At 59.5% G+C, this 11,910-nt stretch carries 5 protein-coding genes and 1 tRNA gene; 4 read left to right on the forward strand and 2 right to left on the reverse strand.

Features of this window, described 5'->3' with window-relative positions; all coding sequences use genetic code 11:
* Window positions 1-161 precede the first annotated feature (161 nt).
* Both bcsA and HDF12_RS13875 read right to left on the reverse strand, forming a co-directional pair.
* On the reverse strand, window positions 162-4,763 hold the full coding sequence (gene bcsA / locus HDF12_RS13870; protein ID WP_179584284.1) for a UDP-forming cellulose synthase catalytic subunit: 4,602 nt from the start codon (window positions 4,761-4,763) through the stop codon (window positions 162-164).
* Complete coding sequence (locus HDF12_RS13875; protein ID WP_179584286.1) at window positions 4,760-7,096, reverse strand: cellulose synthase operon protein YhjQ/BcsQ; 2,337 nt, start codon at window positions 7,094-7,096, stop codon at window positions 4,760-4,762. The genes bcsA and HDF12_RS13875 overlap by 4 nt, the downstream gene beginning before the upstream one ends.
* Window positions 7,097-7,541: 445 nt before the next feature.
* Between HDF12_RS13875 and HDF12_RS13880 the strand changes: the two genes are divergently transcribed.
* The 4 genes from HDF12_RS13880 to HDF12_RS13895 all read left to right on the forward strand — a co-directional run bounded on the left by HDF12_RS13880 (window position 7,542) and on the right by HDF12_RS13895 (window position 11,896).
* Window positions 7,542-7,617 (forward strand) — tRNA-Lys (locus HDF12_RS13880).
* Between the two features lie 199 nt (window positions 7,618-7,816).
* On the forward strand, window positions 7,817-9,370 hold the full coding sequence (locus HDF12_RS13885) for a sulfatase-like hydrolase/transferase (protein WP_179584288.1): 1,554 nt from the start codon (window positions 7,817-7,819) through the stop codon (window positions 9,368-9,370).
* Between the two features lie 215 nt (window positions 9,371-9,585).
* Window positions 9,586-10,299, forward strand: coding sequence for a gluconate 2-dehydrogenase subunit 3 family protein (locus tag HDF12_RS13890; protein WP_179584297.1), 714 nt, complete (start codon window positions 9,586-9,588; stop codon window positions 10,297-10,299).
* A 25-nt stretch (window positions 10,300-10,324) separates the two neighbouring features.
* Complete coding sequence (locus tag HDF12_RS13895) at window positions 10,325-11,896, forward strand: GMC oxidoreductase (protein WP_179584299.1); 1,572 nt, start codon at window positions 10,325-10,327, stop codon at window positions 11,894-11,896.
* Window positions 11,897-11,910: the final 14 nt, after the last annotated feature.

The following is an 11,910-nucleotide window of genomic DNA, read 5'->3' on the forward strand; positions in this document are numbered from 1 at the left end:
CCCACGGTCGAATGGCAAACGTCCGGCTGCGTGACAGGATTTGTGTACGTTTGAGAGTTATACGTGGGAGAGAGGAGTAGTTCAAGGGAATTCAGAGGGTCGGATAGTACGTCGGATGGGTGATATTCCCGCTTCAGTATTGGCTCACAGAGATTGTTGCTTCAGGCCGGGTGGGTGTAGCTGTTTCCCTGCAGGCGTGCGCGTGCACGGCGGCGCAGCGCAGAGCGAAGGATGACGGCGAGGAGAAAGCAGACGACGAGGGTAGAGATGACCATGAGCCATTGGTAGTCGGCGAAGAGCATGTTGAGCTGGAGCCACAGCGAGAGAGAGCCGACACGGTAGACGTCGTTGCCGATGCGGTAGGAGGAGAAGTGCGAGCCGTGCAGGACGCTTACTGATTGGGAGATGTCTGAAGACTGCGAGGTCTGGAGGAAGGTGGAGATGAAGTCGGGGATGACGCTTTTGTCGCGCAGGGCGATGACCACGACGGACTGCTTTGATCCGCTGGGCCACTCGACACCCTCGATGAGTGCGTCGGGGATACTGCCGGCGGTTTCGAGCTGGCCGGACTGGATGTGGTCGGAGCTGCGGACCTTCCACCAGGCGTGCTGGAGTTGCGCGAAGAAGTCCTGGGTGTCCTGGATGTGTAGGCCGCTGCCGTCGACACTGACGGGGAGTGAGGGATTGAGTCGGTTGATGGCGGGCTGATCGTCGACGGTGCCGAGGACGAGGTAGTCCTTGTGGGCGTCGGGGCGCATGCCCTCGGCGTTGGTGACGGTGACGTTGAGGACCGGGTAACCGGTTTGAGCGCCGAAGTGGGCCATCAGCGTCAGATAGAGCTCGAGCTCTTCGATGCCGGGGTTGTCGGGCAGGACGACGGCCGTGTCGGAGAGATCGGCTTTGCGGGTGAAGGGGTAGCCCGCGTTGGCGAAGATCTCGAGGTTTGGCAGGACGGCTAAGTGAGGAATGTCCTTGAGGTCGAGATAGGAGTCTTTGAGGATGGAGCCCTGCAGGTTCGAGGCGGTGGGGTCAGGGCAATCGGGCTTTTTGGCGAGTTGGAAGAAGAAGCGCAAAAGAATTGAGTTCGAGAAGGGACGCATCTCCGAGACTGGGAATGGGACGATGCGCGCGGGGGAGGGTTTGTCGCTGTGAGATAGCGGCGTTGAGTGGATGTAGGCGTCGTTGAGATAGACCTGGAGCGAGCTGTCGTCCGCGAGGGGGACGCCGTTGTAGCGATATCCGAGATGGAAGCCGAGGTTTTGGCGCGTGCCGTAGAAGAGGTCGGGGGGGAGGCGAAGGTAGATGGCTACGGGGTTGGAGCCGTCGGTCTGGAGGCTGCTCGTTTGGAGGAGGTCGCCGATGGGTGTGTTCTTTTCGGTGCTTAGCCAGCGGGGTGCGTCGTCGGCTTCTCGCGGAGCGGGCATTTTGATGGCGGGGATGCGTACGCGATCACCACTTAAGAGGTCGCGCTGGAGCGTGAGCGCCAGGGCTGCGGTGAGGATGTCGGCGTCGGTCTCCCCGGTCAGAATCAAGACCTTTGAATACGGGTCAGAGGGATTGGGCCTCATGAGGATGGTGGGGCCGGCGATCGAGTTGATCTGGAGGGAGGCGGGAAGAGAGGCGCCGCTCTGGCCGATGACGATAGCGTTGCCGGCGGGGATGACTCCGACGGAGACCGGGAAGCGGATAGGGCGCGAGTCTGCGAGGATGCCGAACCAGGAGGCTATGATGCCTGCTGCTTGAAGGGCCTTCGGAGAGGGCTGGCCGAGGAAGACGATTGGTATGACCGGATGAGGGTTGACGAGTGGATCGTAGAAGGGTGCGGGGAGGAGCTTGAGATCGTCATGCAACTGGGTGAGGGTGCCGGTGAACTCGATGGTGGAGTTGTTGTCGATGTGAGCCCAAAGGGTGGAGTGCGCGGGGTCTTCGCACTGAGAGGCGTAGTGGCCTACAAACTCGAAGGTGAGCTGGTTATCGCGTGTGAGAGCGTCGACTGGAAGCGTGACGGTTGATTCGAGCAGGTCGCTGCTCTTGGCGGGAACTGTATTTGTAACTATTGCGGTGGCTTGAGTGGCGTCGGCTGAGTGTGGATCAATGACGCGAAGAGTGGCAAAGAGGTTTCCGTTCAGACTGACGTTGATATGGCTGAGCGATGGAATGAGGCCGGGAGAGGGGTGGTAGCGAAGATGCATGGTCGCTGTCTTGACGACCTGCGTCCGGGGTAGGGAGAAGTAGATTGTATTGAAGGCGTCGAGGCCCTGCATGACGATGTTTCGGGAGACGCCCAGGTCGGAGAAGTTGACGACGTTGTCGAAGGTGTCAGGCGGGGGTAATGCAGGTGGTGCCGCAACTCTTCGAATGAAGGGTGGCTTTGGCGGCGGTGTGGGCTCTGGAGGCTGCACGTCGGGCGCGGATTTCACGTCGGGCGTGGATTGTGGAGTGCTTGAGTCGTTCTGTAAGGCGAATCGAACGCCATGAAACGGGTGAACTTGCGCGGAGAGGATTGATGAGCTCAGCAGGATGGCCAGGACGAGAAGTGGCGCGATACTCGCCGCTAACTCTCGGGTGGAAGACGACTCTTTCGCCTTCGCGCCGCTGCGAAAGGTCCGGGCGAAGCCGTGGCCGGCGAGTTGAACGATGTGGCGCAGGCTGGTCAGTGGCCTGTCGGCTTCGCGGGTCTCGTCCAATCCAAGCCAGGTATCGGCGCGGGAGTAGAGGACCATGGTGAGGGCCTCTTCCTGCTGGAGGGTGAGGGGGTCGAACTGCGCGCGGAGGGTGCTGCCTTCGATTCCGACGATGGTTGCGGGCAGGGTTGCGTTGCCGTCGAGTACAGGCAGGGTCAGTTTGAGGGGGTCGCCGACGCGGGCTGTGAAGGCGCGCTCGATGCGGACCATGAGACCGCCGCTGGACATGTCGCTGGTGACACCGCGGACGATGGCTCCGTTGGCGAGTTCGACGTCGGCGGGGACAGACATGGGAAGGCGGACGGCCTGGCGACGCTGACGACTCTCCCATGCGACGGAGGTGGCGACGCCGAGGATGACCATGTTGAAACACGCCCAGAGCAGGTTCATCAGGATTGTTCCGGCGTGGCCACCGTCGTACATGTCTGCGATGAAGTGGAGGGGCGATGGAGTTCCGGCGCCGGGAAACGGAAAGAACCTGGGAATGGCGCAGAGTATACCGAAGGCGTTGAGCGCTGAGAGCAGGAGGAAGGGCTGGGCGATGCGCGAGTCGAAGAACCTGCGCGTGACGACGCCTCCCTTCGCGGTTACGTCGAAGTTGCCGAATCGGGGGTTGAGGAAGGCGAAGAGTGTGGGAAGAAGGATGTAAGGCGCGAGGACTGTCTCGTAGATCTGGTTCCAGAAGGAGTGGCGGTGCTGGCCCTGGATGCGGGAGTTGGCGATGTTAGCGAGTACGAGGTGCGGGAGGGCGTAGGCGAAGATAAGCAGCCAGTAGCCCGGTAGATTGACGTGACCGAAGATGAGATAGACGAGCGGCGCGGTGAGGAAGATGAGGCGCGGCAGAGCGTAGAGGAAGTGCGTCATCGCGTTGAAGTAGCAGAGACGCTGGGCTGCGCTGAGTCCTCGGGCGAAGAGAGGGTTTTCGGTGCGGAGGATCTGGACCATGCCGCGGGCCCAGCGAATGCGCTGCCGAATGTGGCCGCTGAGGCGTTCGGTGGCGAGGCCCGCTGCCTGGGGGATGTTGATGTAGGCGGTGTTCCAGCCGTTCCTTTGCATGCGGAGGGAGGTGTGGGCGTCCTCGGTGACGGTTTCGACGGCGATACCGCCGATCTGGTCTAGAGCGGAGCGGCGGAGGACGGCGCATGAGCCGCAGAAGAAGGTTGCGTTCCAGAAGTCGTTGCCGTCCTGGACGATGCCGTTGAAGAGCTCGCCTTCGTTGGGGATGGTGCGGAACTGGTCCAGATTTCGTTCGAACGGGTCGGGCGAGTAGAAGTGATGGGGGGTTTGCAGCATGCCGAGCTTCTTGTCGCGCAGGAACCAGCCCATGGTGATCTGCAGGAAGCTTCGGGTGGGGACGTGATCGCAGTCGAAGATTACGACATAGGGAGCGTTGAGTTGGGCGAGGGCGTGGTTGATGTTGCCGGCCTTGGCATGCTCGTTGTCGTCGCGCGTCATGTAGCCGATGGAGGCTTCTTTGGCGAACTGGCGAAACTCTTCGCGTTTGCCGTCGTCGAGGATGTAGACGTTGAGCCTGTCTGCGGGCCAGTCGATGTTCATGGCGGCGAGGGCCGTGTACTTTACGAGGCTGAGCGGCTCATTGAAGGTGGGGATGAGGAGATCGACGGCAGGCCACTGAGTGATTTCGTCGGGCAACGAGACAGGCGTGCGGCGCAGCGGCCAGAGCGTTTGGAAGTATCCGAGAAAGAGGACGACGAAGGCGTAGATTTCGGCGAAGAGCAGGAGGCAGATGAAGAAGCCGTCAAGAAAGCTCCAGGTCGAGCCGGGATCCAGAAAGAATTTGAGGGTGGTGGAGACTCTCCAAAAGCCGTAGCGGAAGGTGGAGAACATGGAGGCCAGCATCAGCGTCAGCGTGACGAGGTAGGAGCCGGAGCTGCGATCCATCCAGATGACCAGGGCTACGGTGAGAATGCCGAGGACGATCTGCTGCGGCCAGGTGAGTTCGAGGATGCCGGTGAATGCTAGGAGAAATACTCCGCTGAGAAGGATAAGAAAGCGTAGGGCTTTGTAGAAGAGAGCGTCGCCTGATTGAATTTGATCGAAGAGAGGACCCTCCCTCATCGTTCGCTCCAACGAACGTTGCGGAAGCCCGCGGTTGCCGGCGCGGCGACGGTGCGGAGCCAGGTGGCGAGGTTCAGGTAGTCTTCTGCAACAGGGGCGTCGGGTGCGTAGTCGACTACGGTCATGCCCTCGGCGAGGGCTTCGCTGACGGACTGTGCGCGGCGGATGACGAAGGGGAGGAGGCGATCTCCTAACTGCCGGCGCATCACCTCACGGACGTCGAGGTGCAGCGGCAGCGAGGTGTCGAACTGATTGAGCACGTAGAAGGGCTGCAGGGGGCGACCGTCGCCGTCATTGACACCGCTGAAAAACTTTTCGACGGTTTGAAGGCTGATGACTGAGTTCATATCGGGCGCGACGGGAACGAGGATGGTCGGGCTCATGCGGGACATGCGGCGGACGATCCAACTGGAGCCCACGGTGAGGTCGAGCAGAATGCGGTGGGCGCCGCGGCCGTTGCTGATAATCTCCTCGGCGAGCAGCTCCTGCGCCTCATCGCCGGTGGTCTTGTGGTCGACGTCGTAGCTGACGAGGTAGATGGGAGCGTCGGTGCTGCCGCTGGGAGGGGAAAACGTGCGGACGGTGCCGTGACGAAGTTCGCTGGCGCCGAAGTAGAACGGAAGCAGGCCGTGAGAGGTGGTGTCGGTGAGCAGAACTTTTTCTCCCATAGAAGAGAGAGCCCGACCTACCGTCGCGACGAGGCTGGTCTTGCCGACTCCGCCAGCGAGAGAGAAGACGGCGAGGACGGGGGTGCGGGTCTCTTTTTGACGCACGGGAGCAGCTTCGGGCTGATCCTGTCCGGGCTGCTCGAAGACGCCCTTGAGGGCATACCAGCGGGCGGCGACGCGTTCCCTGGAGTGCTGGAGGGTGTCGGCTACGGAGGATTGAGAGGTTGGCGGCTGCGGGGCGAGCGGCTTTGGAGTGATGGGCTGAGCGGGTGGAGCGTAGAGCCAGGCCGGGCCGGCTGGATCGGCTTGGAAGGCCGGCCGTGCAGAGGCCAATGGCGCGGGCTCAGCAGAAGGATCTGCAGAGGTGCGACGGGGCGGTTCGGATGGACTGTGCGGCTGTTGGTAGTCGAAGTCGTCCTGGGCCCGGCGACCGCGGGTGGAGTCCGAGGGTACCAGCGCTTGAGAGAACGGCGAGACGGGTCTTGGGGGTGTAGCAGAGATGGGCGGCGCAGAGCGAAAGGCTCCCGACAACCTTGGGCGAGTCGGTGTACCTGGCGAAAGATTTGACGAAGAATCCCGTGTGGAATCGAGCGGCGCATCAACCGATGTCTTTGAAGGATCCTTTGCAGACGGAGAACGGGGATCCAGGTTTGTTGACGACGCGGGTTCGCTCTGAGACGTCGGTGACTCGACGCGTGGCTGAGGGTCGGTGCGACGTTGACCCTGGAGCGGGGCCGTGCCTTCGTTTGAGGGCGAAAGAGGCGACGGAGCGGGCTGTTCGGAGATCGGCTTCATGTCCTGGGATAAAAGAGGTGCAGGCACAGCACGGTTTTGCGTAGGAATCGAATGTCTGATTGGATCAGGAGTAGTGTACTCGGCTTGAGAGTCGTCGGGGCCGCGATAAATCTGACGGACACCGGAAGCTTCGTCTGGGCGGTAGCCCTGGGGGCGGCGTGGGGTCATATTTTGTTTAACGTAAACCCGCGGTTCTGGCTGTATTGGATCGCTGCTCAGGGGCGATTCCTGGGGAGAAACTGACGGTTGGCGCAGTGCGGCGTCGGTGACCTGGCGAAGATTTGGCTGGGGGGACGGCGAACTCGAGGATTGAGGGTGAGGAGAGTAGGGGTCCGAGCTTCGGCCGGGAAGCTCTGAATTATCTTCTGCGGCTCTGCGGCGAATCTCCGAGTCTGCGTATCGAGCGGCTTGTCGCTGGGCGGAGGCGTGGGCCTCCGCGATCTCACGCTCTTCACGACGGGCGGCCGCTTCGGCAACGGCGGCAACTTCGGCGCGGCGAGCGGCTTCCAGGCGTTCGGCTGCGGCTGTCCGGGCGGCTTCTTCCGCCTCGCGCAGCGCGCGCCGCCTATGGGAGTCGGAGTCTTCGGAATAAGGATCGAGCGCGATCTTCGATGCGTTGCGTGCGGCGGCATCTGCGGTTGCGGCTGCGTCTTCGGCTTCGGCCTGAGCCAGTAAGGCTTGCTCCCGCACCTGCTCGGCGGCGCGATGTCTCAGCTGCGCACGATACTCACGACGCGAGGCTGAGAAGTCGCGGTACTTGGCTCCGTGAAGATTTGCCCAGGAATAAAGTACAGCAACATCTTCGGGTGTTTCTGTTACTGCGAGATCCTCGACCTTGTCGGTGATCTTGTCTGTGCCGCGAGAGTCCATAGCTCTTGGTCCTATGAGTGAAGCGGATTCTTTTAGTTTGAACTGCGCCGGTTCGCTGCCAGCTCAAAGAGGTGGTTGCACCTGTTCCAATGCAATAGCCTGAGGCTACTGTGGGTGATACCCCAAGTCAATGAAACCGTTGTGCGACTTAAGTGTGAGAATTCAATGGTGGCGCGGGTTTCCGCATCAATCCCGGCCAGATTTGGGGTGAAAACTGTCTTCCCGAAATGGAACTTTTCGGGTTCGATTCCGAAAAAGAACGGAACGGAGCATGACGTGCCTGGGAGACCTGTGTTGGGGGGGCGAGTCATGGCGCCGGCACAGAGAGCCTCCTTTTCCTCCGGGCGCAGTGATGGGAGCCGGTAAAAGCTTACGCTGGCGCTGGTTGAAGGCAACGTTCGTCTCTATCCATGGGTCCAAATGTGCTAACTTGGTAGTGTGGTCTGAGAGCGTAGCTCAGTTGGTAGAGCATCGCCCTTTTAAGGCGTTGGTCCTGGGTTCGAGCCCCAGCGCTCTCACCATAAATATCATAAAATCAGATACTTATAACTTCTTTCTAGATGGTCGAGCTCAAGAAATCGTCCCCAACCATGAAGAAAGAGTTCGGTGGCTTCAAGGACCCGGGCCCATGGGCCGCGGTGAGTTTTGCGCGATCAACAGAATGTCCGGTTCAACAACTTTCAATCCTCGACTTTTCGGTAGAAGGGCTCACGTAAGTTGTTGAGACACCCGGTTACAACCGCCTTCGGCGCAAGCACAATCGTCCTGCTGACCCTGCTGGAGCCATTAGCGTCCCCTTTGCACACGGAGTTTTACCACTTGACGGGGTCAGTCAGTGCGGTGCTCGTGCCGGTATTGCTGAACTTCGCCGGGGTGTGGCTGGCGCTGTCTCTCCTACTCGTGTGGGGAAACGAACATCCACTATTCAACTCATGGGTGTGGGGCGCTTTAGGAATTGCCCTCAGCTGGATGGTGCTGAAAGACTGGTGTGCCTTGCGAGGAGATCCTGTTCCCAGCATTGTCAACGTTGCCTTTGCCGTTGTGGTTTGCATGATCGTCATTTCGGCGGCGGCTTGGCGTTCTCGCGTTCAACCGATTTTGCATCGTGTGAAGCAATTGGCGGTACTGATACTCGGATTTGCAGCGCTGAGCGGGATGGTGATCGTTGCGCAGGCGATGTTGTTCTCATGGCAGGCTCGTCATCTGAACGCTCCTCGCCCCCTGCATCAGCGAACGGGAATCAGCTCTTCTTCTCATCGTCACGGGCGAATCATCTGGATTCTCTTTGATGAACTTTCTTATCGGCAGGTCTATGAGCATCGCTATCCTGGCCTCGAGTTGCCTGCCTTCACCCAGTTGGCTCGTACCGCAACGGTCTTCACGCATACTGTCCCGAGCGGTCTGTATACAGAACAGGTACTTCCTTCCCTCTTCTCAGGACAACGATACGATGGCGTACGGATCTCTGTTGTCGGCTGGCCTCTTGAGGTGCATCAACGATCTACGGGGACGTGGAGTATTTTAGATCCTCACAAAACAGTCTTTCAGGACGCGCTCGATGCGGGTTACACGACAGCAGTGGCGGGGTGGTACAACCCCTATTGCCGCATTCTGCCCGAGGTTCTCGACCGGTGTTTCTGGACAAGTCATATAGCTCTGCCCGGTGGGATGTATCCGGAACAAAGCATCGGCTGGAACAGCGAGCAGCCAGCAATAGATCATCTTGTAAATCTTGCCAGGCTTGTGCATCTGTTTCCGCGTCGGAACGCTCCTTCGGCCGAACTCAGACTCCATCAACAGGACTACCAAGAGATTGTCGCTGCAGGAGACGAACTTCTGCGAGACCCATCGGTAGACTTCATTCTTTTACATATGCCTATCCCGCATCCGGGAGGAATCTACAATCGGCATACGGGTAGTTTCGAGGTATCTCACCCAAGCTACCTTGACAACCTTGCACTGTGCGATGTGTACCTGGCGCATGTCCGGCATGAACTGGAAGAGAATGGCACCTGGAACGACTCGACGCTGGTGATTATGGGCGATCACTCATGGCGAGTTAGCCTGTTCTGGGCGAAGGCTGCGGGGTGGACGGAAGAGGAACGCATTGCTTCAGACAATGTTCGATTTGACGACAGGCCTGCTTATATCGTGAAGCTTCCCTCGCAAACTACTCCTGCGCGAATTGACGAGCCGTTTGATTCGATAAGAACGCGGGAGCTCTTCGACAAGTTATTTACGGGACAGATCACTACACCAGCGCAGCTTAAGTGATCGATGATGTCCTCACTAGTACCGACCAACGCATACCCTGCTGCGCCGATCGACGCATGGGCGTATTGAATCAACACTGAAATATTTCTTGAGAGAGTGCTCAATGACCGGCGAGACAGCAGGCGAAACGACTCTCTGAGATCGCGCATGCCGCCGCACCTGTTGGACGACGGAAGAAGCTGGAGTGTAATCTTTCTGCAAGCAAAAGGAGGTCTATGCTGCGTCGTGAATTCGTACGCTGTGTCATCTCGGTAGGACTTCTACCGAAGGCACTGCTTGCCCAGCAGACAGCGAGTCCTGAGCCGCCACCTCCAGCTCCCACTCCGTGGACGCTGGGGCTGAATCCCAAGACGCCGCTGCCTGTCACGGAAGTGGCCGATGGGATCGCAGAGATCGATGCGAGCTTTTTTACTCCGTCTCAACTTGCGACGTTCACGCGGCTCTGCGATTTGCTGCTGCCAGCGGTAGCGAATAAGCCCGGCGCGCTTCTGGCAGGGACACCCATGTTCCTCGACTCCCTGATTGGCAGCTCGCCCGAGGTGCGCAAGAAGCTCTATCGCGACGGCCTCGATTGGCTCAACGCAAAGGCAAAGACCAAGTACAAGATGATGTTCGCGCAGTTGAACGCGACTCAGGCGGATGCGCTCATCAAGCCCTGGCTGCGTACGTGGATGACGGACCATCCCCCGACCGAGCCGCACGCAGACTTCATCAACATCGCACATGAAGACATCCGGACTGCGACCATGAACTCGAAGGCCTGGGACGATGCCGGCGCGGCTGCCGGGCAGGACTGGGTGACGGGAGGGCTCTACTGGTCTCCGATCGAGCCGGATATGGCGAGCCTGGGCGCAACCTCTACAAACCTTCCGCCGCACGTAATGGCTGTCCCCAAGGCCGCGCACACCATGCCTTCCTACCCGCGTTAGAAGTGAGTGACTCCTAGAAAACATAATGACAGACACAACATTCGATGTACTCATTGTCGGGTCGGGGCACGCTGGAGGCATGGCTGCCAAGATTCTGACGGAAAAGGGCATGCGGTGCCTGATGCTGAACGCGGGCCCCGTGGCCGACGTAGCCAGAGATGCACAACGCAAGCCAGCATACGATCTGCCATATCGCGGCTTCAAACCACCAGGTCGGCTGGAGCACGTCTTCCAGGCCAACGAGTTCAATGCAAACGTCTGGGTGGATGAAGAAGAAGTTCCCTACACGTTCGATCCCGCGGCTCCTTACAACTGGGTGCGGGTGCGTTTGTTCGGTGGCCGCTCACTGTTCTGGTCGCGTCAGTCGTTCCGTTTGAGCGACTACGAGTTCAAGGCCAAATCGCATGACGGCTTCGGCGAAGACTGGCCCATCAGTCTCTCCGACCTGGCGCCGTACTATTCGCGGGTGGAGGAGATCTTCCAGGTGGCGGGCGCGCAGGACGGGCCGCCACAGATGCCGAATGGCAACTTCGTTCCTGTCGACGATGTGTGGTCGGAGTCGATGCAGCGGTTTATCAAGGCTTCGCAGGCGTACGACATGCCGGTCTGCAAGCAACGCCGCGCGCAAGGCCGCGACGGTCTCGCGAGTTCTGTGAATCTTCTGCTGCCGGATGCAGAACGGACCGGCAAGCTGACCTCAATCGCCAATGCAGTCGTTCGGCAGATAACGGTTGATCCGAACACCGGCCAGCCAAATGGATGCCACTTCATTGACCGGCTCTCGCGACGGGAGATGCATGTGAAGGCCCGCGTGGTTGTGTTAGCCGCGGGAACGCTTGAGAGCACGCGCCTGTTGTTGAACTCAAATCTCGGCAACTCGAGCGGCGTTATGGGGCACTTCCTGATGGACCAGATCTACGGACCGGGCGTTACCTGCTCGGTGCCTGAGGCGCGGAACGGTAAGGCAACAGAACAGTTGATGGGCGGCTCAGCAATCGTTCCGCGTTTCCGTAACATTACGACGAAGTATGACAAGTTTTTGCGCGGCTACGCGTTGAATGTAACCAGCCGCATGGGTGGGGTCGAGCCACGCAACTTCGCGGCCTATGGTGCTGAGCTGCAGCAGAAGCTGCACGAATACAACGGAAGCGGGTTCTACATCACGGTGATGGGCGAGGTACTCGGGCGCTACGAGAATCACGTCCGCATCGACAAAGAAAAGGTCGACGCGTGGGGTATTCCAGTGCTGCATATCGAGACCCGGTATACCGACAACGAGTTAAATATGGCGAAGGACGCGGTCGAAGTTGGCTGCTCCATCGCGGATGCGGCTGGATTCGAAGTGCTTTCGAAGAACGTCGTCCCAAATCCGCCGGGATACAGCATTCATGAGGTCGGCACCTGTCGCATGGGCGATGATCCAAAGAAGAGCGTGCTGAATAAGTGGTGCCAGAGCCAGGATCATAAGAATCTATTCGTCGTCGATGGAGCCAGCTTTGTGAGTGCGGGTTGGCAGAACCCGACGATGACTATCCTGGCGCTCTCGATGCGCGCTTCCGAGTATCTCGCTGGCGAGATGAGCAGAGGAAATGTTTAAAGGAGACACCACCT

The sequence above is a fragment of the Tunturiibacter gelidiferens genome (assembly GCF_013410115.1).
GTDB lineage: Bacteria > Acidobacteriota > Terriglobia > Terriglobales > Acidobacteriaceae > Edaphobacter > Edaphobacter gelidiferens.